The 23,653-nt window shown below is 70.9% G+C and carries 25 protein-coding genes; 3 read left to right on the top strand and 22 right to left on the bottom strand.

Going from position 1 to position 23,653, the window contains the following annotated elements:
- Positions 1-8: 8 nt before the first annotated feature.
- The 3 genes from ACK1X7_RS40880 to ACK1X7_RS40870 all read right to left on the bottom strand — a co-directional run bounded on the left by ACK1X7_RS40880 (position 9) and on the right by ACK1X7_RS40870 (position 2,611).
- Complete coding sequence (locus ACK1X7_RS40880) at positions 9-677, bottom strand: class I SAM-dependent methyltransferase (protein ID WP_385146729.1); 669 nt, start codon at positions 675-677, stop codon at positions 9-11.
- Between the two features lie 77 nt (positions 678-754).
- Positions 755-1,741 (bottom strand): electron transfer flavoprotein subunit alpha/FixB family protein, encoded by a 987-nt coding sequence (locus tag ACK1X7_RS40875; protein ID WP_413116454.1) that lies wholly within the window; start codon positions 1,739-1,741, stop codon positions 755-757.
- 84 nt (positions 1,742-1,825) lie between these two features.
- Positions 1,826-2,611, bottom strand: a complete 786-nt coding sequence (locus ACK1X7_RS40870) for an electron transfer flavoprotein subunit beta/FixA family protein (protein WP_386948215.1) — start codon at positions 2,609-2,611, stop codon at positions 1,826-1,828.
- Between the two features lie 203 nt (positions 2,612-2,814).
- Between ACK1X7_RS40870 and ACK1X7_RS40865 the strand changes: the two genes are divergently transcribed.
- Positions 2,815-3,507 (top strand): TetR family transcriptional regulator, encoded by a 693-nt coding sequence (locus ACK1X7_RS40865; RefSeq protein ID WP_385146445.1) that lies wholly within the window; start codon positions 2,815-2,817, stop codon positions 3,505-3,507.
- Between the two features lie 76 nt (positions 3,508-3,583).
- Here ACK1X7_RS40865 and ACK1X7_RS40860 read toward each other — a convergent pair whose 3' ends face one another.
- The 18 genes from ACK1X7_RS40860 to ACK1X7_RS40775 form a co-directional block, all read right to left on the bottom strand.
- The gene (locus ACK1X7_RS40860) at positions 3,584-4,645 is read right to left on the bottom strand and encodes an MBL fold metallo-hydrolase (RefSeq protein WP_385146441.1); all 1,062 of its coding nucleotides are present in this window, start codon (positions 4,643-4,645) and stop codon (positions 3,584-3,586) included.
- A complete protein-coding gene (locus ACK1X7_RS40855) occupies positions 4,642-6,147 on the bottom strand; it encodes a class I adenylate-forming enzyme family protein (RefSeq protein ID WP_390793392.1) in 1,506 nt (501 codons plus the stop codon). Before ACK1X7_RS40855 ends, ACK1X7_RS40860 begins: the two co-directional genes overlap by 4 nt.
- An 88-nt stretch (positions 6,148-6,235) precedes the next feature.
- Entirely contained in the window at positions 6,236-6,556 is a 321-nt protein-coding gene (locus ACK1X7_RS40850) for an EthD domain-containing protein (RefSeq protein ID WP_385146443.1), read from the bottom strand.
- Between the two features lie 56 nt (positions 6,557-6,612).
- Positions 6,613-6,990 carry a hypothetical protein gene (locus tag ACK1X7_RS40845; protein WP_361508894.1) on the bottom strand — a complete coding sequence of 126 codons (378 nt, stop codon included), beginning with the start codon at positions 6,988-6,990 and terminating at the stop codon, positions 6,613-6,615.
- Entirely contained in the window at positions 6,987-7,355 is a 369-nt protein-coding gene (locus ACK1X7_RS40840) for a nuclear transport factor 2 family protein (protein ID WP_361508891.1), read from the bottom strand. The genes ACK1X7_RS40845 and ACK1X7_RS40840 overlap by 4 nt, the downstream gene beginning before the upstream one ends.
- Positions 7,356-7,560: 205 nt before the next feature.
- Positions 7,561-8,184 carry a TetR/AcrR family transcriptional regulator gene (locus tag ACK1X7_RS40835; RefSeq protein WP_211122485.1) on the bottom strand — a complete coding sequence of 208 codons (624 nt, stop codon included), beginning with the start codon at positions 8,182-8,184 and terminating at the stop codon, positions 7,561-7,563.
- 90 nt (positions 8,185-8,274) lie between these two features.
- Positions 8,275-9,423 (bottom strand): acetyl-CoA C-acetyltransferase, encoded by a 1,149-nt coding sequence (locus tag ACK1X7_RS40830; protein WP_385113308.1) that lies wholly within the window; start codon positions 9,421-9,423, stop codon positions 8,275-8,277.
- Positions 9,424-9,452: 29 nt separating this feature from the next.
- Positions 9,453-10,244, bottom strand: a complete 792-nt coding sequence (locus tag ACK1X7_RS40825) for an enoyl-CoA hydratase/isomerase family protein (RefSeq protein ID WP_413116453.1) — start codon at positions 10,242-10,244, stop codon at positions 9,453-9,455.
- Positions 10,241-11,020 (bottom strand): SDR family NAD(P)-dependent oxidoreductase, encoded by a 780-nt coding sequence (locus ACK1X7_RS40820; protein ID WP_385146435.1) that lies wholly within the window; start codon positions 11,018-11,020, stop codon positions 10,241-10,243. The genes ACK1X7_RS40825 and ACK1X7_RS40820 overlap by 4 nt, the downstream gene beginning before the upstream one ends.
- On the bottom strand, positions 11,017-11,793 hold the full coding sequence (locus tag ACK1X7_RS40815; protein WP_385146433.1) for an SDR family oxidoreductase: 777 nt from the start codon (positions 11,791-11,793) through the stop codon (positions 11,017-11,019). The genes ACK1X7_RS40820 and ACK1X7_RS40815 overlap by 4 nt, the downstream gene beginning before the upstream one ends.
- Positions 11,790-13,022 carry an acyl-CoA dehydrogenase family protein gene (locus ACK1X7_RS40810; protein ID WP_385146431.1) on the bottom strand — a complete coding sequence of 411 codons (1,233 nt, stop codon included), beginning with the start codon at positions 13,020-13,022 and terminating at the stop codon, positions 11,790-11,792. Before ACK1X7_RS40810 ends, ACK1X7_RS40815 begins: the two co-directional genes overlap by 4 nt.
- Before the next feature lie 37 nt (positions 13,023-13,059).
- Positions 13,060-14,034, bottom strand: coding sequence for a phosphotransferase family protein (locus ACK1X7_RS40805; protein WP_413116452.1), 975 nt, complete (start codon positions 14,032-14,034; stop codon positions 13,060-13,062).
- A complete protein-coding gene (locus tag ACK1X7_RS40800) occupies positions 14,031-15,233 on the bottom strand; it encodes an acyl-CoA dehydrogenase family protein (RefSeq protein WP_413116451.1) in 1,203 nt (400 codons plus the stop codon). The genes ACK1X7_RS40805 and ACK1X7_RS40800 overlap by 4 nt, the downstream gene beginning before the upstream one ends.
- A 65-nt stretch (positions 15,234-15,298) precedes the next feature.
- Entirely contained in the window at positions 15,299-16,444 is a 1,146-nt protein-coding gene (locus ACK1X7_RS40795) for a thiolase family protein (protein ID WP_385113294.1), read from the bottom strand.
- Positions 16,441-16,824 carry a Zn-ribbon domain-containing OB-fold protein gene (locus ACK1X7_RS40790; protein WP_237514857.1) on the bottom strand — a complete coding sequence of 128 codons (384 nt, stop codon included), beginning with the start codon at positions 16,822-16,824 and terminating at the stop codon, positions 16,441-16,443. Before ACK1X7_RS40790 ends, ACK1X7_RS40795 begins: the two co-directional genes overlap by 4 nt.
- 5 nt (positions 16,825-16,829) lie before the next feature.
- Complete coding sequence (locus tag ACK1X7_RS40785) at positions 16,830-17,618, bottom strand: enoyl-CoA hydratase/isomerase family protein (protein ID WP_385146425.1); 789 nt, start codon at positions 17,616-17,618, stop codon at positions 16,830-16,832.
- A 94-nt stretch (positions 17,619-17,712) separates the two neighbouring features.
- Positions 17,713-18,879, bottom strand: coding sequence for an acyl-CoA dehydrogenase family protein (locus tag ACK1X7_RS40780; RefSeq protein WP_390793395.1), 1,167 nt, complete (start codon positions 18,877-18,879; stop codon positions 17,713-17,715).
- A gap of 158 nt (positions 18,880-19,037) precedes the next feature.
- Positions 19,038-19,841, bottom strand: coding sequence for an SDR family NAD(P)-dependent oxidoreductase (locus ACK1X7_RS40775; protein WP_413116450.1), 804 nt, complete (start codon positions 19,839-19,841; stop codon positions 19,038-19,040).
- Positions 19,842-19,936: 95 nt separating this feature from the next.
- Here ACK1X7_RS40775 and ACK1X7_RS40770 point away from each other — a divergent pair, with 95 nt between their 5' ends.
- Positions 19,937-20,977: an NAD(P)-dependent alcohol dehydrogenase gene (locus ACK1X7_RS40770; RefSeq protein WP_398161281.1), complete on the top strand. Its 1,041-nt coding sequence runs from the start codon at positions 19,937-19,939 to the stop codon at positions 20,975-20,977.
- 176 nt (positions 20,978-21,153) lie between these two features.
- Positions 21,154-21,897 carry an SDR family oxidoreductase gene (locus ACK1X7_RS40765; protein ID WP_390793398.1) on the top strand — a complete coding sequence of 248 codons (744 nt, stop codon included), beginning with the start codon at positions 21,154-21,156 and terminating at the stop codon, positions 21,895-21,897.
- Positions 21,898-21,977: 80 nt separating this feature from the next.
- Here ACK1X7_RS40765 and ACK1X7_RS40760 read toward each other — a convergent pair whose 3' ends face one another.
- Positions 21,978-23,297 carry an MFS transporter gene (locus ACK1X7_RS40760; protein WP_385146415.1) on the bottom strand — a complete coding sequence of 440 codons (1,320 nt, stop codon included), beginning with the start codon at positions 23,295-23,297 and terminating at the stop codon, positions 21,978-21,980.
- Positions 23,298-23,653: the final 356 nt, after the last annotated feature.

Genomic DNA, 23,653 nt, shown 5'->3' with positions numbered 1-23,653 from the left:
CCCGGTCCTCAGCCGGGGCGCTTGGCCATGATGACCACACCGGGCCCGGTGTGCTCATCCGCGGGGAGCCGAAGTTCGGCGACCGGGTGCAGGCCGGCCCGCTCGATCAGGTCGACGAACTGTTCGGGCCGCCACTTGTGTGTCGTCCAGTTCACGGGCACACCTCCGTAAGCCTCGGTGCGCATCAGGTCCTCGTCGCCGACGTGTGTCGCGGTGATCAAGTGTCCGCCCGGCTTCAGGGCTCGCACGAACAGGGCGAGGACCTGGGGAAGGACGTCGCGAGGGAGGTTGAACAGCGACCACCACCCGAGTACGCCGCCGAGGGACGCTTCCGCGAGGTCGAGGTCGGTGGCGGAGGCGACGCTGAAACGGCATCGCGGATGAAGACGGCGCGCGTTTTCGATCATGCGGGGAGAGAGATCGACTCCGGACACGTCGAGTCCGCGTTCGGCGAGGTAGGCGGTCACCGTTCCGGGTCCGCAGCCGACGTCGAGGACCGGCCCGAGGTCGCCCACGGTGTCGGCGAAGGCGTCGATGGATGCCTTGAGCCAGGGATGGCGACGGATGTCGCCGACTCCCGTCGTCACCACCATGTGGGCGTAGTTGTCGGCCACCCGGTCATAGGACTCACGGACCACATCGAGATCGGCTGGGCGGTCTATACGGTGTGCGCGCATCGGCCAACAATATGTTCCACGGCGCCCTCCTGCCCTCGGATTCCCGGCTCGGCTCGTCCCTGGCTGCCGGTCCGACATCAGCCCTTACGGGTCTTGACCTCCTCGGTCAACCGCGGGACGACCTCGAAGAGGTCACCGACCACGCCGTAGTCGACCAGATCGAAGATCGGAGCCTCGGCGTCCTTGTTGACCGCCACAATCGTCTTCGAGGTCTGCATACCGGCCCGGTGCTGGATCGCACCCGAGATACCCGCCGCCACGTACAACTGCGGCGAAACCGTCTTACCGGTCTGACCGACCTGATTGGTGTGCGGATACCACCCCGCGTCCACCGCCGCACGCGACGCACCCACGGCCGCACCCAGGGAGTCGGCGAGGGCCTCGACGACGGGGAAGTTCTCCGCACCGCCCACACCACGCCCACCGGAGACCACGATCGCCGCCTCGGTCAGCTCCGGACGGCCCGTCGACTCACGCGGCGTACGCGAGACCACCTTCGTCCCCGTCGCCTGCTCCGAGAACGACACCGACAGCGCCTCGACCGCACCCGCGGCCGGAGCGGCCTCCACAGCCGCCGCATTCGGCTTCACCGTGATCACCGGCGTCCCCCTGGACACCCGGGACTTGGTGGTGAAAGCGGCGGCGAACACCGACTGCGTGGCGACCGGGCCCTCGTCACCGGCCTCCAGATCCACCGCGTCGGTGATGATGCCCGACCCGATACGGACCGCGAGACGCGCCGCGATCTCCTTGCCCTCCGCGGAGGACGGGAACAGCACGGCGGCCGGGGACACCGCCTCATACGCGGCCTGGAGCGCGTCGACCTTCGGCACCACGAGGTAGTCGGCGAACTCGGACGCGTCAGCGGTCAGCACCTTCACCGCACCATGCTCGGCCAGGGCGGACGCGGTGCTCTCCGCACCAGCGCCCAGCGCGACCGCGACGGGCTCGCCGATACGGCGGGCCAGAGTCAGCAGCTCCAGGGTGGGCTTGCGGACGGCACCGTCCACGTGGTCGACATAGACACCGTCCACGTGGTCGACATAGACAAGGACTTCAGCCATGGGAATCGCTCTCCTGCGACATGCGAAAGAAACGGACGGTAAGGACAGCGGGGCTCAGATGAACTTCTGACCCGCGAGGCGGCATCAGATGAATTTGCGCTCCGCGAGAAAGGCGGCGAGCTGCTTGCCGCCCTCGCCCTCGTCCTTGACGATCGTGCCCGCGGTACGGGCCGGGCGCTCCGTGGCGCCGTCCACCGCGGTCCAGGCGCCCTCGAGACCGACCTCGTCCGACTCGATCTCCAGGTCCTCCAGGTCCCAGGAGGTCACCGGCTTCTTCTTCGCCGCCATGATGCCCTTGAACGACGGATAACGCGCCTCACCCGACTGGTCGGTCACCGACACCACCGCCGGAAGCGCCGCCTCCAGCAACTCGGTCGCACTGTCCCCGTCACGGCGCCCCTTCACCGTGCCGTCCTCGACCGACACCTCCGACAGCAGCGACACCTGCGGCACACCCAGCCGCTCCGCCAGCATCGCCGGAAGCACACCCATCGTCCCGTCCGTGGACGCCATACCGCAGACCACCAGGTCATAGCCGGTCTTCTCAACGGCCTTGGCCAGCACCAGCGACGTACCCAGCGCGTCCGTACCGTGCAGATCGTCGTCCTCGACATGCACGGCCTTGTCCGCACCCATCGACAACGCCTTGCGCAACGCGTCCTTGGCATCCTCCGGACCCACCGTCAGCACGGTGATCTCGGCATCGTCGGCCTCGTCGGCGATCTGGAGGGCCTGCTCAACGGCATACTCGTCCAGCTCCGACAGCAGGCCGTCCACATCGTCGCGATCGACGGTCAGGTCCTCGGCGAAGTGCCGGTCGCCGGTGGCGTCGGGCACGTACTTCACACAGACAACGATCCTCAAGCTCACGCCGGCTCTCCTTACTGTTCGTGGATGTCCGCGCTGCCCCACCGGAGCACCTGAACGAGGGTATGGCACTCGGTACCCTCAGTAAAGGTACTCAGTGTCGCCCTCGCCGCACGCTGATGCTACGTTCCCTTCATGGCGGACGTAGGCGACGAGGGCAGGGCGGCCCAGCGGTGAGCGGGCCCGAGCCGTCCGGCAAGGCACCCATGCGCGAGGTGCTCATCGAGGCCGCGTTCCAGCTCTTCGTGGAGCATGGCTTCGAGCGGACCACGGTGGACGACATCGTCGCGCGGGCCGGAGTGGGGCGCCGGTCGTTCTTCCGCTACTTCCCGTCCAAGGAAGACGTCGTCTTCCCCGACCATGAGCGCTGCCTGACCGAGATGAGCGCCTTCCTCGCGACGAGCACCGACGGCGAACCGCTCGATGTGATCTGTGACGCGGCCCGCCTCGTCATGCGGATGTACGCCGCGAACCCGGAGTTCTCCGTGCAGCGTTATCGGCTCACCCGCGAGGTGCCCAGCCTGCGCGGCTACGAGCTGTCCGTCGTACACCGCTACGAGCGCACCCTGGCCCACTACCTGCGGCAACGCTATGCGGGGGACCCGAACGGAGCGCTGCGGGCCGAAGTGCAGGCCGCGGCCATCGTCGCCGCGCACAACAACGGACTGCGGACCTGGCTGCGCGGCGGGGGCCACGGCGATGGTGCGAAGGCGGTGGATCAGTCGCTGGCATTCGTCCGGCAGACGTGGGGCAGTGCCGACGGATCCACGGAGAGCGGCGCCGAGCCCGTCCCCGCGCCGGAGAGCGAGGAGGACGATGTGGTCGTCATCGTCGCGCCGCGGAAGGCTCCCCTGTGGCGCGTGGTGCAGAAGATCGAGAAGACGTTGGGGGACGACTAGCCACTGACTGGCCACCGGCGTGGCACTCAGCGCCTTGGGAGGGTACTCAGTGCCATACCGTGTTCAGTTGCCGGGTTCATGAGGGCGGCGTCAACCCGCCCGGTGCCGCTCGCGAGTACTGATGCACACCGTCGGCGAATGCCACCGTCGCCCGGCCCCGCAGCACCAGGACATCCAAATGCGCGGCCGTCTCATTGATCGCGAGCATCTGGTTGAAGGCGCTCAACTCCGCGAACGGCACGGCCCGGCGCGTCCAGGCGAGCCGGCGCGCCACCGCGTGGGCGTCGAGTGTCTTCTCGCCCAGCGCCGCCAGGCTTCTGGCCAGCCGCTCGTCGTGATGGTCGAGCAGTTCGGCGACCCGGGTGTGGGTGCTGTCGGCCACCGGCCCGTGTGCGGGCAGCAGGCGGGCGTCGGCGTAGCGGGTCATCAGCCGCAGCGAGTCCAGGTAGTCGGCGAGCGGGCGGCCGCCGGGCTCGGTCAGCTCGAAGCCGATGGACGGGGTGATATGCGGCAGGACGTGGTCCCCGGAGAACACCAGCCCCCGCTCTTCGTCCAGGAAGACCACATGGCCCTTGGTGTGTCCGGGGGTGGGGACGACACGCAGTTCGCGCTCGCCGAAGCGCAGGGTCTCCGCGCCGAGCCAGCGGTCGGGTGCCTCCCACACACTCGGGTCGTAGCCGCCGTGGTCCATCGCCTCGATCTGGTCGGCGAGGTCCCCTGCTCCCGCCGCGCGCAGGGTCCGCAATGAGCCCACCGGCTGGTCGCTGCGCAGCCGGTGGAGCATCTCCAGGCCGGGGCGTTCCCCCGCGCCGAGGTAGACGCGCGAGCCCAGCAGCCGGCGCAGTTCCACCGCCTGGGTGTAGTGGTCGCGGTGGATGTGGGTGACCAGGATGTGGCTGATGTCGCCGGGGTCGCGGTCGATGGCGGCCAGGGCGTCCTCGAGCACCTTGCGCGCCTCGGGGATCGCCCAGCCCCCGTCGATCATGACGATGCCGTCGTCGGCCAGATCCTCCAGGAGGTAGACATTGACGGCGCGCAGCCCGTCGCCCGGAAGTGGCAGCGGCACGCGGTGCACCCCGGGCTGTACGGTCTGGATTCCGGCCGCCGCCCAGGGAGCCTGGTCGAACCGTGCCGTCATGATCCTCCTTCGCGGGTGTGCAGCCTGATGGCCAGGTCCCGGGCTCCGCCCCGGTCGAGCTTGCCGACCTTCGTCTGGGGCAGTTCCTCGACGTCGTAGACGTACTCGGGCCATTTGGTCTTGGACAGACCGACGCTCTCCAGATGGCCGGTCACCTCGGCCAGCTCGACGCCGCCGCCGTCCTCGGCGACGACGAGCAGCGCCACGCGCTCGCCGAGGACTTCGTCGGGGACCGGCACGACACAGGCTGTGGCCACGCGTGGATGGCTGGCGACCGCGCGCTCGATCTCGGTGATGTCGATGTTGCGGCCGCCGCGGATGATGATGTCCTTCTCGCGGCCCATGATGGTGAGGGTGCCGTCCTCGTGGACCATCAGCAGGTCGCCGGTGGGCAGATAGCCGTCCTCCGTCAGCGTCGGTGGATCGGTTCTGCCCTCGCGGGCGTATCCGAGGAAGAGGGAGGGGCCGCGGACCTGCGCCCGGCCGGTCACTCCCGGCCCGGCCGCCTGACCGTCGATGGTGAGCGCGCGTACGTCCGTCCCCGGGAAGGGGCGGCCGTCCCTGCCGAGCCGGATCTCCTCGGGGTCGTCGGGGCTCGGCGTGGTGTGGCCCAGGCATTCGGACATGCCGAAGACACGGAGGATCTTGGTGCCCAGGGACTGTTCGGCCCTGGCCAGGGCTCCGCGGTCCATGGGCCCGCCGCCGACGGTGATCGACCGGACGCCCCGCAGGATGCCGGAGCCGGCCGCTTCGGTGCCCATCTGAAGCGCCATGGTCGGTACGCACATGGTCCAGCGGACACCGGCCTCGGCCATCCGCCGCAGTGCGACCGCCCGGTCCCACTTCCCGGTCAGGACGAGGGGCCCGCGCAGCACGAGGGAGAGATAGACCCCGAAGCAGTAGGCCGCCGTGGACGACAGCGGCACGATCGCGGCGATGGCGTCGCCCGGCGCCAGGCCGTTGACGTCGATGGTGCTCGTGGCGGCGTAGCGCAGGGCCTGCTCGGACTGGACGACGCCTTTGGGACGCCCGGTCGATCCGGAGGTGAGGCCGATGAGGGCACCGCCGGACCACCGCGACACCTCGCGTTTTTCGGGTGCGGACCGGCAGGCCCAGCCGTCGAGCACCGTCCGTGCCGGGTCGGGCAGCCGGGTGGGCACCGCCCACTCGTCCATCGCCGAGGGCTCGGCGACGACGGCGTCCGGGCGGATGTCCTCCCATGCGGCGGTGAACTCGGCGGGTGTGGTGTGCCGATTGACCACCGCGAGGACTCCGCCCCGCAGTCCTACGGCGAGGGTGGCGGCGACAGTGCGCCATGAATTGTCCGCCTGGACCAGGACGGTGCCGACCGAGCCGTCGGGCTCGCCCGCGGACAGCGCTCCGGCCAGCCGCTGGGCCTCGTCGAGCAGTTGCCGGGCCGTATGGCTGCCGGTGTCGTCGATCACGGCGATGAAGTCGGCCTCTTCCGCCTTCTGCTGGAACTCCCGCACTACCTGTCGCATCCTGCCCCTCGTTGCGCTGTGCCGAACTCCGTTTGCCGAACTCTGGTGCTTGCCCTGCCGCCGGACCGCGCCGGGCGGCCCGGAATCCTCAGGCGGCGAACATCTCCGCCTCGTGTCCCATGACCGCGATCCGGCGGCCCTTCATGTCGCCGACCTGGGCGACGGCCGCGGCCCACTCGGGGCTCGCGAGGGCCTTCTTCAGGTCCTCCGGGGAGTCGAAGCTGAGCACGGAGATCCCGTCCCAGCCCTCGGAACGCGGCTCCAGAGCGGTGTCGATATCGGTGTGGCGCCAGGCGCGCAGCCCGGGCAGGCGGTAGGTCAGCTCCGCGTGGTCGCCGCGCCACCAGGTGATGAACTGCTCATGCGTCCACTCCGGGGGCCGGGCTGCCAGCAGGACGAGGTTGTACATGACGGTGCTCCGCACGGGGTCGAGGGGATGGGGGTGGTGAGCGGATCCGATACCGCTCAGGTGAAGCGGATCTCGGATGAGCGCCCGATCAGCAGGCGCCGCAGCCGGCCTTCGCCGTTCACCTGCCCGGCGGCGACGAAGCTGGCCTCGGGGACGCCCGCGCGCCGTACCTCGCCCAGGAACAGCTCGTCCTGGCCGAGCGTGGTGGCCGACAGCATGTGGTGGGTGCGGGTGCCCTTCTCACGCTGTTCGAGATAGCCGACGAGAGCGGCGCGGTCCCCGGCGAAGTCGGTGGCGTTGCCGTCGCCGGTGGAGAACAGGATGGACAGCGAGAAGTCGTCGCTGATCAGGTCGAGGATCCGGGACGGCTCGTCACCGTCCAGTATCTCGAACCACGCGGTGAGGAAGGGGGCCGCGGCCGGGGTGTCCGTCATGCCCGGCTCCCGTCGTCCGCCCAGTCGACCAGTTCGAAGGAGGTGGTGAAGAAGGACTGGTAGCGCGAAAGGAGCCCGCCGGGCGAGATCACCGCGGCGGAGAGGAAGGAGCCGGTGTACCGCCCGCCCTCCGTCACCACCCCGTACACGGTCTCGACGTCGCCGTCCCGGCTGTGGCGCAGGATCTCATGCGACCGGTCCTTGGGATTCCGGCCGGCGATGTAGGCGGCGAAGTCCTCCTTGGACTTGCCGGTGACCTCACTGCCCGGCAGGGCGATGAGGAAGCGGAAGTCGGGTTCGAGCAGGTCCAGCGTCCGTTCCGGCTGGTCGCTGTCCATACTGGCCATATACGTGCGCAACGTCATGACTGCGCCCTTTCGATGGGGTGGCCGAGCGCTCCCGGGGATCCGGGGCCGCTGCGACGGCCCCCAGATCAACCTGAGTTCAGTTCAATTCAGGTTGGATGCTAATCCCGGGGAAACACGGCTGACAAGAGTCCGTACGAAACGTGAAACGGCCCCCGGCGGATATCCGCCGGGGGCCGGAAGCGACAGGGGGCCGCTCAGGGGGTCAGGTGGCGACCATGCGTACGCAGGCGCCCTCGATCAGCTCGCTGACCTCCGACAGCGGCGTCGGCCCCGAGGGCCGGTACCACCGCCAGACGCTGACGATCAGGCCCAGCACACCCGAGCCCAGCAATTGTGCGTCCCGGAGCGGGAAGGCGCCCATGGACATGCCCCGGACCAGCAGGTTCGTCCAGTTCCGCTCGACGAGCTGGACCAGCTTGCGGGCCTCGACGCGCTCGGCCTCCTCCCGCTTGGACTTGCGCGTGCCGGAGAGCAGATCCATGTGGTTGTGCAGGATCCGCATCTGGAGGACCTCTTGGTCCGATACGTCGTAGGCCGCGCGCACGGCCGCCCGGAGCGCCTCGGTCGGGTCCTCGACGCCCTCGGTCGCCTCCGTGAACTTGTCATGGGACCGCTGGAGCTCCAGCCGCATGATGGTCAGCAGGCAGTGCGTCTTGGACTCGAAGTAGTGGTACAGCGCGGTCTGCCCGATGCCGACCCGCTCCGCCACGGTGGACCACTTGGTGGCCTCGAACCCCGTCTCGCCGAAGCAGTCGACGGCGGCCGCCAGGATGGCGGCGCGCTTGGACCTCGGTCCCGCTTCCGGTTCAACGATTCTCGTCGCCATGCCTCGTCTCCTGGCTGCCGCCCACCGTGTCCGTACCCGAGAGTAGCCCCAAGCTGAACTCAGTTGCCAATCGACGTGAACAGAGCCGGGTCAAAGGCGCTCCAGCACGGTCGCGTTCGCCATGCCGCCGCCCTCGCACATCGTCTGAAGACCGTAGCGCCCACCGGTCCTGCGCAGTTGGTGGACGAGCGTGGTCATGAGGCGGGCGCCGGTGGCGCCGAGGGGATGGCCGAGCGCGATGGCGCCGCCGAAGGCGTTGACCCGCTGCGGGTCGGGGCCGATCTCCTTCTGCCAGGCGAGGACGACGGAGGCGAACGCCTCGTTGATCTCCACCAGATCGATGTCGCCGATCGACAGCCCGGCCCGGTCCAGGACCTTCTCGGTGGCGGGGATCGGACCGGTCAGCATATGGATCGGATCGGAGCCGACGACGGCCATGGTGTGCACGCGCGCGAGCGGGGTCAGGCCGTGGCGGCGCACCGCCTCCTCGGAGGCGATCAGCAGGGCGGCGGCTCCGTCGGAGATCTGGCTGGAGACCGCGGCGGTCAGCCGGCCGTCCTCGGTGAGGGTCTTCAGCCCGGCCATCTTCTCCAGGGTGGTGTCGGCGCGCGGGCCCTCGTCGGCGGTGAGCCCGAAGGCCGGGGTGATCTCGTCGTCGAAGGCGCCGTCGGCCTGGGCGGCGAGGGCGCGCTGGTGGCTGGTGAGCGCGAATTCCTCCATGTCCACCCGGGAGACGCCCCACTTCTCGGCGATCAGTTCGGCCCCGCGGAACTGGGAGACCTCCTGGTCGCCGAAGTGCTCGCGCCAGCCGTCACCCGCGTACGGGCTGCCCATACCGGCCTGTTCGCCAACGGTCATGGGGCTGGCGATGGGCACCAGGCTCATCACCTCCACCCCGCCGGCCACCACCAGATCGGCGGCCCCGGAGCCGACCGCCTGGGCGGCGAAGTGCACGGCCTGCTGGGAGGAGCCGCACTGGCGGTCGATGGTGGTGCCGGGGACGTGCTGCGGCAGCCCGGCCGACAGCCATGCGGTGCGTGCGACGTTGCCGGTCTGCGCGCCGATCTGGCTGACGCACCCGAAGTACACGTCGTCCACGGCGCCCGGGTCGGCTCCGGTGCGCTCCAGCAGGGCGCGCAGTGCGTGGGCGCCGAGATCGGCGGGGTGCACGCCGCTGAGCGTGCCCTTGCGGCGGCCGACGGGGGTGCGGACGGCTCCGACGATGAATGCTTCCGACACGGTGGGGCTCCAGGGGTTTCGGGGAGGTGTCAGGTGCTGGGGGCGGCGCGGGTGAAGTCGGGCGCCCGCTTGCCCAGGAAGGCGGCGACGCCCTCGCGGCCCGCGGCGGAGGAGGCCGCGGCGGCGATCGCACGGGCCTCGCGGTCCAGGTGCGTGCCGAGGTCCGAGGTCAGCCCGGTGGCGACGAGACGGCGGGTGGCGCCGAAGGCGGCGGTGGGCCCGCCGCACAGCGCCTCGGCCGTGCGGAGGGCCTCGGCGGCCAGCAGGTCGGGGGCGACGGTCCGGCTCACCAGGCCGATGGCCTCGGCTTCCGCCGCCTTGATGCGGCGGTTGGTCAGCAGCAGGTCCAGGGCCCGCTTCGGGCCGATGAGCCGGGGCAGGAACCAGCTCACTCCGGCGTCCGGTGAGTAACCGATCCCGGTGTAGGCGGTGGTGAACGAGGCGTTGTCGGCGGCGAGGGTCACATCGGCGGACGCGGCCAGGCCGATGCCCGCACCGGCGACGGCGCCCTGCACGGCGGCCACCACGGGCGCGTCGCCCGCCGCGAACATGCGCAGGGCCTCGTGGAGCGCGCCGGTCACCGTGATGAGGTGCTTCTCCAGCGGCTGGCCGGAGAGCCGGGAGAACTCCCCGAGGTCGCCGCCGACGCAGAAGGACTTCCCCTCGCCGGTCAGCAGCACGGCCCGTACGGACTCGGCCGCGCAGACCCGCGCCGCGTCCAGCAGTCCGTGTGCCATCTCCAGGTCGATGGCGTTGCCCGCCTCGCCGCGGCGCAGGGTGACGCGGGCCAGTCCGTCGTCGATCTCGATGCCGACCCTCATCGCGCGGTCCATCCGCCGTCGACGGTCAGCACCTGCCCGGTGCAGTACGAGGAGGCGTCCGAGGCCAGGAACAGCAGCGCGCCGTCGAGTTCCTGGGCGTCGCCGCCGCGCCGCAGCAGGGTGTTGCGCTCGACCCAGCGGCTGGAGCGCTCGTCGTCGAAGAGGTCCGCGGTCATCTCGGTGCGGAACCAGCCAGGGGCGAGCGCGTTGACGCGGGTCCCGCTTCCGCCCCACTGTCCGGCCAGCTCCCGGGTCAGCCCGATCAGCCCGGCCTTGGACGCCGCGTAGCTCGCGCCGCCCAGGGGGGCGGCGGTGACCAGGCCGAGGATGGAGGAGACGTTGATGACGCTCCGGGTCGGGTCGCCGTCCACGGCGGGTACCTCCGCCACCAGGCGTGCCAGGTGGAAGGGGGCGGTGAGGTTGACGCCGAGAACATCGGCGAACGCGTCCGGGGATTCGTCCTCGGCGCGGGTCTCGCCGGATGTGGCCGCGTTGTTGACCAGGATGTCGATGCGGCCGGTGGCGGCCAGCGCCGTCCCGGTGAGCTGCGCGCGGTCGGCGGCGAGCGAGACGTCGCAGGCGACGGGGTGGATGCGCGTGTCGGAGTCGGCGAGTTCCTTCAGCCGGTCGATCCGCCGGGCGGCGGCGAACACGGTGGCGCCGGCCTGTGCGAGGACGGCGGCGAAGCGTGCGCCGAGCCCCGCGGACGCACCGGTGACCACGGCCGTCCTGCCCCGCAGCGAGAACAGCTCCGCGGCGGGCCGGGGCGCGCTCATCCCTCCACCCCGATCGGCAGGGCGGTCGCGCCGCCGTCGAGCACCAGGGTCTGGCCGGTCATCCAGGAGGAGGCGTCGGAGGCCAGGAACAGCGCGGCGTGGGCCACGTCCTCCACAGTGCCCAGGCGCCGCAGCGGCAGCTTGGCGGTGAGGATCGGCTCGCGGACCTCCCATACCGCCCGCGCCAGCTCGGTCTTGATCAGGCCGGGGGCGATGGCGTTGACGCGGGCGTGCGGCCCCAGTTCGTAGGCGAGCTGCCTGGTCATATGGAGCATGGCGGCCTTGGTGGCGTTGTAGTAGCCGATATGCGGGTCGACGATGAGCCCGCCGACGGAGGCGATGTTGACCACCGCTCCCCCGTGTTCGGCCATCCAGGCCCGCCAGGCGCACCGGGTCCAGGCGATCATGCCGTACTGGTTGACGCGGACGGTCTTCTCCGCGCGCGGCAGGTCCAGGTCGAGCAGATCGCCGTGGTACGGGTTGGTGGCCGCGTTGTTGACGAGGATGTCGAGGCGGCCGAAGCGGGCCATGGTCTCCTCGACACACCGCTCGGCCTGCTCGGGTTCACCGGCGTTCGCCACCACCGTGTGCACATCGCCGTCGCCCTTGACGCGCAGCAACTCCTCGCGGGCCTCGGCGAGTCCGGCCGGTTTACGGGCCGCGATCACCACATGTGCGCCGGCCGCCCGGTAGGCGGTGGCGATGCCGAGGCCGATGCCACGGGATCCACCGGTGATGACGGCCACCTTGCCGTCGAGGCTGTTGGCGCTCACGCCGCTCCTGTCTCCGTGCCGGTCTTCTTCTTGTATTGCGCGAGTTCCTGGCGGGCCACCGTGCGCAGATGGACTTCGTCGGGGCCGTCGGCGATCTGTAGCGCCCGGGTGATGGCGTACAGCCGGGCCAGTACGGTGTCGTCGCTGACGCCTGCCGCGCCGTGTGCCTGCACCGCCCGGTCGACCACCTTGTGCGCGACCTCCAGCGCCGCGACCTTGATGGCGGCGACCTCCATACGGGCCGCGGAGTTGCCCACCGTGTCCATCAGCCAGGCCGACTTGAGGACGAGGAGACGCAACTGCTCGATCTCGATGCGGCTGCGGGCGATCCACTCCCGGACCACTCCCTGGTCGGCCAGCGGTCCGCCGAAGGCGGTGCGTTCGGTGACGCGCTCGCACATCAGCCGCAGGGCGCGCTCGGCGAAGCCCACGGCGCGCATCGCGTAGTGCATCCGGCCGGGACCGAGCCGTCCCTGGGCGAGCGCGAAGCCCTCGCCCTCCCCGCCGAGGATGTTCTCGACCGGCACGCGGACGTTCTCGAAGAGCACATCGCCGTGTCCGAGCCGGTCGGTGTAGCCGAACATCGGCAGGTCGCGCAGGACCGTGACGCCCGGGGTGTCCCGGGGGACGAGCAGCATGGACTGCTGCCGGTAGGTGGGCGCGTCCGGGTCGGTCTTGCCCATCAGGATGATCAGCTTGCAGTCGGGGTCGAGGATCCCGGAGGTGTACCACTTGCGGCCGTTGACGACGTAGCTGTCGCCGTCGCGGGTGATGCGGGTGCGGATGTTGCGCGCGTCGGAACTCGCGACCTCCGGCTCGGTCATGGCGAAGCAGGAGCGGATCCGAGCGTCGAGCAGCGGGCGCAGCCAGCGGTCCTGCTGCTCGGGGGTGGCGTACAGGGCGAGCAGTTCCATGTTGCCGGTGTCGGGCGCCGAGCAGTTGAACACCTCGGGGCCGATGATGGAGCGGCCCGCCAGCTCCATGAGCGGCGCGTATTCGAGGTTGGTGAGCCCCGCGCCCCAGTCGCCGTGGGCCATGAAGAGGTTCCACAGGCCCTCGGCGCGGGCCTTCTCCTTCAGCTCGGCCATCACCGGCGGCAGGGCGTGCGGGTTCTCCCCTTCGGCCAGTTGCCGGTCGTACGTCGCCTCCGCGGGGAAGACGTGTTCGTCCATGAACGACCGCATGCGGTCCTGGAGTTCACTCGCCCGTGGCGAGTATCCGAAATCCACGATTGCTCCTGTTGGGTGGGGGCGTACCGCTGCCGGATCAGCCGAGGATGTCGCGGGCGGTGCGGATCATCGCGGCGATGGTGGGCGGCAGGCGTTCCTGGTCCGGGTCGTGGTGCTTGCCCTCGCGGTGCCGGCGCAGGTTGTGGCCCATGATCGCGGCCATCTTCATGCGGCCGAGTGCCCGGAACCAGTCCATCGCCGGCAGCGCGGGCCGCCCGTCGAGGTAGGTGTCCAGCAGTTCGGCCTCGCCGGGCAGTCCGGGCACGGCGTGTCCCAGTTGGGGGAAGTTGCGGTGGTCGGCGAAGAGCAGAAACCAGCCCAGGTCGATGCGCGGGTCGCCGACGCTCCAGATCTCCCAGTCGACGACGGCCACCGCGCGCTCGCCCACGCACAGCACATTGCCGAGCCGGAAGTCGCCGTGCAGCAGTACCGGCGGAAGGCCGTGGGGTACGCCGTCGGCGAGACGCGCCAGCAACTCCTCCCCGCCGGGCCGCAGTTCGACGGGAACGGCCCGCAGGGTGCGGCTCCACCGCTCCAGCTCACCGGCGGCGTCCAGCGGTGCGGGCGCGTCGAGCCCGGGCGTGTGCACATCGGTGCCGTGCAGCCGGCGCAGGACGGAGGCGATCTCCAGCATCCGGGCGCGGGCCGTCGCGGGGGCCACCTCGTGGTCGTCCAGTACCGGCTCGATGGCCTCCCCGGCCGCGAAGTCCATGGCGAACCAGGCCGGTTGGGTCTCGTCGACGGCCACGACGCCCGGTACCGGCACCATGGATCCGGCCAGCGCGCCGAGCACCCGTGACTGGCGCAGGACGTCGTTGCGCCCGACGGGCCGCTGCCCCGGAGGCACCGCCTTGACGACGTAGCGGGCGTCCCCGGCCGCGACCTCGTAGGTCAGCCCGGAGTGGCCGCCCGGCAGCACCGTCAACTCGCCGACCGGCGTGCCCGGGTGGTGGCGGGCGAGCCGGTCGCGGACCCGGGCGGCCAGCTCCGGCACCTCGGTGGCCATGCTCATCGGACGGGCTCCTTGGGCAGGCCGAGTACGCGCTCGGCGAGGATGGTGCGCTGGATCTCGTCGGTGCCGCCCGCGATGCTGTAGCCGGGGGCGCCCAGGAGGTGTTCCGTCCAGGCGTAGGTGCCCCACTCCCCGGTGTCCGCCACGAGGCTCGGTCCCAGCAGCTCGGACACCAGGTCGCTGGTGCGCCGCATGGTCTCGGTGGCGTAGAGCTTGCCTACCGATGCCTCGGCGCCCGGTTCGCGCCCGGCGACGAGGGCGGCGGTCACCCGCAGTCCCATGAGCCGCTGGACGAGGGTGCGGAGGTGGAGGTCGGCGGCCCGCTGCTGTTCGCCACCGGTGAGCGGGCGCGCCAGGTTTCCGGCCAGGTCCAGCGCCCGGTCGGCGTTGTCCAGGCCGAGGCTGCCGGAGTCGAGCCGTTCGGCGGCCAGCACACTGAGCGTGACCCGCCATCCCTCGCCGACCGGCCCGAGCCGGTCGGTGTCGGGCACCCGCACACCGTCCAGGTAGACCTCGTTGAAGCTGGTGCCACCGGTCATCTGCCGGATGGGCCGTACGGTGACCCCCGGCGCGTCCATGCGCACCAGGAAGACGGTGATCCCGGCGTGCTTGCGGACGTCCGGATCGGTGCGGCACACCGCCACGCCCCAGGTCGCCACGCGGGCCCCGGAGGTCCACACCTTGTGCCCGGTCAGCACCCAGGTGTCGCCTTCGCGCACCGCCCGGGTGCGCACCGCGGCGAGGTCGGAGCCCGCCTCGGTCTCCGAGAACAACTGGCAGGCCAGTTCGTCGGTGCGCAGCATGGGCACGAGCCAGCGGCTCTTCTGTTCCTCGGTGCCCCACAGGCCGATCGCGGGGGCGACGAGCGCTTGGGTGACGGGGAAGATCTCGGGGCGGTGCGGTACGTCGAAGGCCGCCTCCTCGCCGCGGTAGAGCTGCTCGTAGTACGCGGGCAGACTCCGTCCGCCGTACTCCTGCGGCCAGTTGAGCGCGGACCAGCCCTGGTCGTAGCGGGTGCGTTCCCACTCCTGGACGCGGGCGGTGTGCTCGCGCTCCTGCTCCTCGGTCCAGTTCTCGAATACGGCGACGGAGTCGGAGCCGCTGCCCCACTCCCCGCCCGTGGCGCGGGGCCGGGCCGCTCCGGCGAGCCACGCCCGGGCCTCGGCGCGGAACTCATCGGGTTCCGGGATACCGCTCATCTCTTCCTCCACCTCCGATCGGGGGCAGTTCGGCGGGACATTCCGCCGGACATTCGGCGGGACTTTCAACGGGACAGGACCGTGCAGGCGCTCACGCCGGGGGCGCCGTACACATGGGTGAAGCCGATCCTGGGGCGGTCCGGGACCTGGCGCTCACCGGCCCGGCCGCGCAGTTGCTGGACGACCTCGTAGACCTGGCGCAGTCCCGAGGCGCCGATGGGTTCGCCGTTGGCGATGCAGCCGCCGTCGGTGTTGACCGGCAGTGTCCCGCCGATCCCGGTGGCGCCGGAGGCGATCAGCCGCTCCTGCTCGCCGTCCTCGCAGAATCCGCACTCGGCCATGTGCATGACCTCGGCGCCACTCTCGGTGTCCTGAAGCTGGCAGACGTCGACATCGCCGGGGCCGAGCCCCGCCTCCTCGAAGGCGGCGGCCGAGGCGTCACGGCTGACGCTGGTCAGTGTGCCCCCGGGAATCCACGGGCTGAACACCTCGAACGAGCCGAAGCGCCGGGTGCGTACGGCCGCCGAGCGCAGGGTGACCGGTGTGCCGTCCATCGCGCGGGCGGCCTCGGGCGAGCAGAGGACCAGCGCCGCCGCGCCCGCTCCCGGGGAGCAGAACATGAAGCGGGTCAGCGGGTCGCTGACCATGCCGGATTCCAGGATCTCCGCGGCGGACACGGGTTCGCGCCGCCATGCCTCGGGGGTCAGGCCGCCGTTGCGGTACGCCTTCTCGGCGACCAGTGCCAGGGTCCGCGGGGTGATCCCGTGGTCGTGCATATAGCGCTGGATCTTCATGCCGAAGAACTGGGTGGTCACCATCAGCCCGTCGCTGCCGTACTCCGCGCCCAGACCCCAGTCCTCGGGCCTGGGATCGAAGGCGCCGCGCGGGTGTTTGTCGAAGCCGACGGCGAGGACGACGTCCGCCATACCGGAGCGGATCGCGTTCACGGCGGAGATAAGTGCGCTGCCACCGGTGGCGCAGCCGTTCTTCACATTGACGAACGGCAGCCCGGTGAGGCCGAGTTGGGCCACCAGGGTGTCCGCGAGGCCCGCGCTGTCGCTGCCGCCGAACGCGGCCCGCACCCGCGACCACGCGATCCCGGCGTCCGCCAGCGCGGCGTTCACGGCGGCGACGGCGAGCTGCCGGCCGGTCGCCTCCGACCGGCCGAACGGGGTGCGCCCCGCGCCGCAGATCAGCACATCGGTGCTCAAGAGCCCTCCTCGCTCAGGGGTGTGGGCCTGGCCCGGGGCACCCCGGGACCGGCGGTCACGGAGAGCGGCATGCCGATGCGGACGGCGTCGAGGTCGTCGACATCGAGGACGGCGGCCACCCGCACGCCCTCCGCCAGCTCGACATAGCCGAGTGCGAACGGCTCGAAGCCTCCGGGCGGGGCCTGGTAGGGCGGCGACTTGGGGGCGTACCGCTGCACCGTCCAGGTCCACAGCGTGCCCGTGCCCTGGAGGGCCGCCGGATCGGCCGGCCCTCCGCAGCGCGGGCACGTGTCGTCCGCGGGGTACACCGTCACCGAGCAGCCGGAGCAGCGTGCGCCCTGGAGCCCGCCGGCGGCAGGGCTCCGCGGATCCGTGGTCATCCGGATCAGCGCCCCTGCCACTTGGGTTCGCGCTTCTCCAGGAACGCCGACACGCCCTCGTTCGCGTCCTCGGAGTTGAGCGCCACGCCCACGGCGAGGTGCTCCATCACCATCAGGGACTGGGTGTCGGCGTCCAGGCTTCGGTCGATCGTCATCTTCGTGAGCCACATGGTGAAGGGGCTCTTGTCGGCGAGGTGGCTGATGAACTCCTCGACCGTCGCGTCCAGCTCCTCGGCCGGGGCCGACTTGTTGATCAGGCCGAACTCGGCGGCCTCGACGCCGGAGAGCAGCTTGCCGGTGAGCATCAGCTCCTTGGTCTTACGGATGCCGATCATGCGCGGCACCCGGTAGATCGGACCGGCCCCGCCGAACAGCGCGCGGCGGATGTGGAAATCGCCGATCTTCGCGTCGTCGGCGGAGATGGCGAAGTCGCAGGAGATCATGATCTCGAAGCCGCCCGCGGTGACATGGCCCTCCAGGACCGCGACCGAGGGGGTCTTCATCGAGTACAGGCGGTCGCACACCTTCGCGGACTTCACCGCGACGTCGATCGCGTTCGACTTGCCGACGTAGTCGGCCTTCAGGCTGTCGAGGTCGAACCCCGAGCAGAACGTGCCGCCACGGCCGCGCACCACCAGGACCCGCAGCTCGGGGTCCTCGTCCACCTCGGTGATGATCTCGTCGAGCCGGTCCAGGATCGGCACGGTGACGCAGTTCTTCTTCCACGGACGGTTGAGCCACACACGGGCGACGTGGCCGTCGCGCTCGAACTGGATCTCTTCTTCCGTTGTCATCCCTCACCCCTCTGAAACTGAACTGAATTCACTACAACTTTGATTCCAGAGCCGCACGGTGTCAAGCCCTTGATCGAGACATACCTATTCGGGTTCAGGCGGCGGGCCGGATGGCGAGGCCCACGAGCCCGGCGAGCCGGGTCCGGTGCTGGTCCGCCGTACCGAACAGCACCTCGGCGCCGCGCGCCCGGCGCACGTACAGATGAGCCGGGTGCTCCCAGGTGAAGCCGATCCCGCCGTGCAACTGGACGTACTCGGCCGTCGCCAGGCGGAAGGTCTCGGAGCAGACCACGGCGGCGGCACAGGCGGCCACCGGCAACTGCGGCGAGGCGATGGCGGCGCAGGCGGTCGCATACGCGGACCCCGAACGCGCCGCCTCCAGCGCCACCAGCACATCGGCCAGCCGGTGCTTGACGGCCTGAAAGGACCCGATGGGGCGGCCGAACTGGTGGCGCTGGGTCACGAAGGCGACCGTGGCGTCCAGCGCGTGCCCGCTGCCGCCGACCTGCTCGGCCGCCAGCGCGGCCCGCCCGGTGTCCAGCGTGGCCGAAACAGTGCCCTCGGCCTCCTCCGCCGTGCCCACGGCGGTGGCCGGGGCACCCCTGAACTCCACCAGCGCCTGGCGCCGCGTCTCGTCCAGGACGCGGCGCGGAGTCCGCAGGCAGGTGTCAGGGGCGGGCTCACAGGCGAAGATCCGAGGTCCGGCGGGCGTTCCGGCGCGTACGAGGATCAGCTCGGCGCCGGCCCCGTCGAGCACGAAGTCCGCCCGGCCGCGCAGCACCCAGCCGTCGCTCCCCTGCTCCGCGGTGACGGCGGGCTCGCGGGACTCACCGGGGCGGTCGTCAGGGCCGAACCCGGCCACGGTGGCGGTGAGCGTGCCTTCGGCGATCCGGGGCAGATAGCGCTCGCATGCCGTACGGTCGCCGCTGAACAGCAGGGCGTGTGCGGCCAGGACCACCGTGGGGAGCAGCGGCGCGCAGTACAGGGCGCGCCCGGATTCCTCCAGGGCCACGGCCAGCTCGGCGAAGGTGAAGCCCGACCCGCCGTACTCCTCCGGAATGGCCAGGCCGTGGACGCCGATCTCGCCCGCGAGCCGGGACCAGAGCGCCTCGTCGTATCCGCGCGGGGTGGCCAGATGCTTGCGCACCTCCTCGACGCCACTCGCCTCGGCATAGAGGTCCCGAAGGACGGTGCGCAGTTGTCGCTGCTCGTCCGTTTCGGACAGCAACTGGGGGTCGATCTCGGGGTGGCGACGGTGCATGGGATCTCCATCGTGCTCGTACGGCGGGCGAGGAGCGCAAGAATTGAACTCAATTCATGACCGTAGGCATGGGACTCCAGGCAGGCAAGACCATCCGGCGCCAGGATCGGGCGGGCGGGATCGACGCGCGCCCCGGATCGGGGTGCGCCCGGCTCCGCTCAGGCGGTGAACCGGCCGCCGTTGGCGAGCAGCACCGCGCCGACGAGGTTCGCCGCGGCATCGCTCGCGAGGAAGAGGGCGATCTCGGAAATCTCCTCGGGCGTCGCGTACGGGCGCACCCGCGGGTCGGCGAAGGCCGACCGCAGCGCCTCGGGGGTGCGGGCCGCCATCCCCGTGTCCGTGGGCCCCGGCGCCACCAGGTTCACCCGGATCCCGGACGCGATGACCTCCTTCGCCACGGCCTGGGCCAGGGCGTGCACACCCGCCTTGGAGGCGGCGTAGTGGGGGTAGCCGACGGGCGCGTCGAAGGCCGACGACGATCCGATCACCACGATCGCCCCGGCCCCGCGGGGCCGCATGACCCGCACCGCGGCGCGCAGCACATGGAAGGTTCCGTCCAGGTTCACGCGCAGGACCCGCTGCCAGGAGGCGTCGTCGAGGGAATCGGTCAGCTCGACCGGACGGCCTTCGACGGCCGCGTCCGCGATGCGTTGCTTCGCCTGCGGATCGTCGACCCCCGCCGCGTGCACCAGGATGTCGAGGCGCCCGTACCGGCGCCGTACATCCTGGACGGCACTGTCGACGCCCGCCACGTCCGTGACGTCGAGTGCGAGTGCCCGGGAGGCGGGCAGTTCCCCGGCCACGGCCGCCGCGCCGTCGCCGTTCACGTCCGCCAGGACGACGGCCCGCGCCCCTTCCGCGGCCAGTTGCCGGGCGACCGCCGCGCCGATGCCCGAGGCGGCTCCCGTCACCATCGCGACCCTGTCGGCGAACCTCCCCGCGCGGACCTCTTCGCTCGTCACACCGATCCCCTTCCGTTGCCTCAGACATCTATTGAACCGACTTCACCTCTGTTACCGTGGCAGTCGCAGCGCTGACAAGACCCGGGACGGTGAAGATGAGGGCACTGCGGCTTACGGCTTGGGGCGAGGCTCCGGCACCGGCAGAGGTCGAGCGGCCCGTCCCCCACGGCACCGAGGTGCTGGTGCGGGTCGAAGCCGCCGGTCTGTGCCGCTCCGATCTGCATGTCATCGACGGTGCTCCGGGCGCGCTCCCCTACCGGCTGCCGTTCACCCTCGGCCATGAGGTCGCCGGGCAGGTCGCGGCCCTGGGGCCCGCCGCCGACGGGGTGAGCGCAGGTGACCGCGTGGTGCTCTACGGGCCGTGGGGCTGCGGCTCCTGCGCCCGGTGCGCCGCGGGCTCCGACAACTACTGCGACCGGCGGAACACCCTCGGCTGGCACGGGGCCGGACTGGGCCGGGACGGCGGAATGGCCGAGTATCTGCTCGTTCCCTCCGCCCGCCATCTGGTGCCGATCGGCGATCTGCCGGCCGACCAGGCCGCCCCGCTCTCCGACGCGGGCCTGACGTCCTACCACGCCGTGGCCGGACTCCGGCACGCCCTCGGCGAGGGCACCACCGCCGTCGTCATCGGTGTCGGCGGGCTCGGCCACCTCGCCGTCCAGGCCCTCCGCGCGACCACCGCGAGCCGTGTGCTGGCGGTGGACGTCCGGGAGGACGCCCTGGCTCTCGCGGACCGCTCCGGCGCGGACTTCGGCACCCTGATGCGGCCGGACACCGCCCGCGTCCTGAGGGAACGCAGCGGTGGCGTGGGAGCGGACGCCGTCTTCGACTTCGTCGGCGCCCCACAGACGCTGGAACTCGCGACCGGCATCCTGCGCCCCGGCGGCGAACTCTCCGTCGTGGGAAGCGGCGGCGGCAGCCTGACGGTGTCCAAACCGGGTGTCCTCCCACCCGGTTTCCGGCTCTCACTGCCCTTCTGGGGAACGCGCCAGGAACTGGCCGCGGTCGTCACGCTGGCACGTTCGGGGGCGCTTCACGTCGAGACGGAGCGCTTCCCGCTGTCCGCCGCCGCGGAGGCGATCGACCGGCTTCGCCGGGGCCGGGCGCAGGGCCGGACCGTGCTCGTACCGGACTGATCGCATTCGCGGTGGACTGATGGCTCCGGCTCATGGACACGGGGCCCACGGACGCGCGGGCTTGTGGACACATGGGCGCGCGGGCTCACGGGCGCACAGGCTCACGGGCGCGCGGGCTCACGAATGCGGCAACGCACGGACGTCGGCAACTCACGTACGCGGAAGGGGAGTTCAGCATGCGCTTCGACGGAAAAGTGGCGATCGTCACCGGCGGTGCCCGGGGCATGGGTGCCACACACGTACGGGGCCTGATCGCGGAGGGCGCCCGGGTCGCCGTCTGTGACGTCCTGGACGACGAAGGGGAGGCCCTGGCCGGGGAACTCCCCGACACCCGGTACTGCCACCTCGACGTCACCGACGAAGCGCAGTGGCGGTCGGTCGTGCGCACGGTCGAGGACACCCTCGGTCCTGTGGATGTCCTGGTCAACAACGCGGGGATCATGCACTACGGCGGTGTGGAGCAGCAGTCGCCCGAGCACTTCCGCCGGATCATCGACGTCAATCTGGTGGGCGCGTTCCTCGGCATGCACACCGTCCTCCCCGGTATGCGCGAGCGCGGCCACGGGGCCGTCGTCAATGTCTCCTCGGCCGCCGGTATGACGGGTTTCGCCGGTGGCATCGGCTATGTGGCGAGCAAGTGGGGGGTGCGCGGGATGACCAAGGCCGCCGCACTGGACATGGCGGGCAGCGGGGTGCGGGTGAACTCCGTCCACCCGGGTGTCATCCGTACGTCCATGGGTGAGACCGCCTCACCCTCGCTCTTCGCCCATCAGCCGGTGCGGCGTATCGGGGAGCCCGAGGAGGTCACCCGCATGGTGCTCTTCCTCGCGAGCGACGACGCCTCGTACACCACGGGCGGGGAGTTCCTCATCGACGGCGGCCAGACCATCGGCCACGGCGGCCACTCCGCCGCGGATTAGCGCGGCGCGCGGATTGGCGTGGCGCCGAGATGCCCGCGGCCGGGCGTGGCGGCCTGCCGCCGCCACGGGTCGACCGCCCGCTATACATCCTTGCGGACGGTGAGCAGGGAACCGATGCCGATCAGGCAGACCAGCATGACGAAGAACGCCGGGGAGAGCAGGTTCCCGGTCCGGTCGACCAGGAAGGCCGCGATGTACGGAGCCGTACCGCCCGCGAGGACGGTCCCGACGTTGTACCCGATGGCCATACCGGTGTAGCGGACCCGGCGCTCGAACAGATGCGGCCACAGACTCGCCGCCGGGACCTGCACGAACGCACTGCTCAGCATGAGGAGCATATACGCCAGACCGGCCAGCGCCAGGCTGTCCTGGCCCATGAGCGCCATCGCGGGGTAGGCGGTCACCAGGAAGCCCAGCAGCCCGCCCATCAGGACACGCCGGCAGCCGAATCGGGCGGCGAGCCGGCCGGCCGGCACCATGAGCAGCACGGTGACGAGCACGACACCCGCACTCAGCCAGTACACCAGCGTGGTGTCGTATCCCAGGTTGGTGGTCATGTAGATGCCGATGTACGTCAGCCCGAGGAAGATGGCGCCGCCCTGTGCCATGGCCAGGCCGACGGACTGGAGCAGCGCCGTACGGTGAGTGGCCAGGACCTCGCGGATCGGAGCCGTGGGGATGTCGGCGCGCTCTGCGGCCTCCTTGAATTCCGGGGTGTCCTCGATCCGCAGCCGGGCCCACAGACAGAGGAGCGTGAGCGGCACGGCCATCAGGAAGGGCAGCCGCCAGCCCCAGTCGCCCATCTGTTCCTTGGTGGTGAGGGCGGAGATCACTCCGGCCGTCGCGGCCGCGAACATGAACCCGAGGTTGGACCCGATGGGCGTGACGGAGCCGAGGAAGGCTCTGCGCTGGGGTGGCGCCGACTCGTAGATGTAGGTGTAGGCGCCGACCGATTCGCCACCCGAGGAGATGCCCTGCACCAGCCGGGTGATGAACAGGAGTACCGCGGCGAGCACACCGATCTGGCCGTAGGTCGGCAGCAGTCCGGTGATGCTGCTGGCCACCCCCATGCACAGCACCGAGGAGACCAGCGCCTTGCGACGCCCCCAGCGGTCGCCGATCCATCCGAAGAAGACACCGCCGATCGGCCGCACCACGAGGCCCGTGGCGAACACCGCGAGCGCCGCCAGCGTCGAGGCCGCTGGATCGTCGCCCGGGAAGAACTGCGGAGCGATCGCCACGGCGAGATAGCCGTAGATGCTGAAGTCGTAGTACTCGATCAGGGTGCCGATGCTCCCGGCGAGCATCGCGCGGCGCACCGTACGCGGATCGTACGACGCCGACTCCTCCGGCGGCGCGGGCTCCTCCCCCGGCGGCGCTGGCTTCTGTGTAGTGCTCATGATCCGGCTCCCTTCCCCGCGGCACGGTCCGTACCCTGCCGACGCCCGGGACGCTACAGAACTGAACTCAGTACAGCTAGCCATCGAACACGAGTTTTCTCCGGGGGAGCGGCAGAGGCCATGGACATGATCAGGCACACAGACCGGAAGGGCCCGTGCATACAGCGCACGACCTGCGGCTCAGCCTGGGGCGGAGCGCCGCGCGAAAGGGTCGCCCCATCCACACACGCCCGACCGGTTGAGGATCTGAATTGGATTCGGTTTACTCGTAAGGAGCGGGGTGTGCCGTGTGCGGTCCCCCGCGCTTCAGACCAGCTTCGCTTCGTGGGTACGCGGTCGCGCGCCCACGAAGCGAA

The sequence above is a fragment of the Streptomyces sp. CY-1 genome (genome assembly GCF_047218265.1).
GTDB classification, from domain to species: domain Bacteria; phylum Actinomycetota; class Actinomycetes; order Streptomycetales; family Streptomycetaceae; genus Streptomyces; species Streptomyces niphimycinicus.
Note: the sequence above shows the minus strand (reverse complement) of the source record. Positions and strands in the feature narration are given on the sequence as shown.

Excerpts from the sequence above, each read along its gene's own strand:
- ACK1X7_RS40880 (WP_385146729.1), bottom strand. The coding sequence starts at position 677 with ATGCGCGCACACCGTATAGACCGCCCAGCCGATCTCGATGTGGTCCGT.
- ACK1X7_RS40875 (WP_413116454.1), bottom strand. The coding sequence starts at position 1,741 with ATGGCTGAAGTCCTTGTCTATGTCGACCACGTGGACGGTGTCTATGTC.
- ACK1X7_RS40865 (WP_385146445.1), top strand. The coding sequence starts at position 2,815 with ATGCGCGAGGTGCTCATCGAGGCCGCGTTCCAGCTCTTCGTGGAGCAT.
- ACK1X7_RS40860 (WP_385146441.1), bottom strand. The coding sequence starts at position 4,645 with ATGACGGCACGGTTCGACCAGGCTCCCTGGGCGGCGGCCGGAATCCAG.
- ACK1X7_RS40855 (WP_390793392.1), bottom strand. The coding sequence starts at position 6,147 with ATGCGACAGGTAGTGCGGGAGTTCCAGCAGAAGGCGGAAGAGGCCGAC.
- ACK1X7_RS40850 (WP_385146443.1), bottom strand. The coding sequence starts at position 6,556 with ATGTACAACCTCGTCCTGCTGGCAGCCCGGCCCCCGGAGTGGACGCAT.
- ACK1X7_RS40845 (WP_361508894.1), bottom strand. The coding sequence starts at position 6,990 with ATGACGGACACCCCGGCCGCGGCCCCCTTCCTCACCGCGTGGTTCGAG.
- ACK1X7_RS40840 (WP_361508891.1), bottom strand. The coding sequence starts at position 7,355 with ATGACGTTGCGCACGTATATGGCCAGTATGGACAGCGACCAGCCGGAA.
- ACK1X7_RS40835 (WP_211122485.1), bottom strand. The coding sequence starts at position 8,184 with ATGGCGACGAGAATCGTTGAACCGGAAGCGGGACCGAGGTCCAAGCGC.
- ACK1X7_RS40825 (WP_413116453.1), bottom strand. The coding sequence starts at position 10,244 with ATGAGGGTCGGCATCGAGATCGACGACGGACTGGCCCGCGTCACCCTG.
- ACK1X7_RS40820 (WP_385146435.1), bottom strand. The coding sequence starts at position 11,020 with ATGAGCGCGCCCCGGCCCGCCGCGGAGCTGTTCTCGCTGCGGGGCAGG.
- ACK1X7_RS40805 (WP_413116452.1), bottom strand. The coding sequence starts at position 14,034 with ATGAGCATGGCCACCGAGGTGCCGGAGCTGGCCGCCCGGGTCCGCGAC.
- ACK1X7_RS40800 (WP_413116451.1), bottom strand. The coding sequence starts at position 15,233 with ATGAGCGGTATCCCGGAACCCGATGAGTTCCGCGCCGAGGCCCGGGCG.
- ACK1X7_RS40790 (WP_237514857.1), bottom strand. The coding sequence starts at position 16,824 with ATGACCACGGATCCGCGGAGCCCTGCCGCCGGCGGGCTCCAGGGCGCA.
- ACK1X7_RS40785 (WP_385146425.1), bottom strand. The coding sequence starts at position 17,618 with ATGACAACGGAAGAAGAGATCCAGTTCGAGCGCGACGGCCACGTCGCC.
- ACK1X7_RS40780 (WP_390793395.1), bottom strand. The coding sequence starts at position 18,879 with ATGCACCGTCGCCACCCCGAGATCGACCCCCAGTTGCTGTCCGAAACG.
- ACK1X7_RS40770 (WP_398161281.1), top strand. The coding sequence starts at position 19,937 with ATGAGGGCACTGCGGCTTACGGCTTGGGGCGAGGCTCCGGCACCGGCA.
- ACK1X7_RS40765 (WP_390793398.1), top strand. The coding sequence starts at position 21,154 with ATGCGCTTCGACGGAAAAGTGGCGATCGTCACCGGCGGTGCCCGGGGC.
- ACK1X7_RS40760 (WP_385146415.1), bottom strand. The coding sequence starts at position 23,297 with ATGAGCACTACACAGAAGCCAGCGCCGCCGGGGGAGGAGCCCGCGCCG.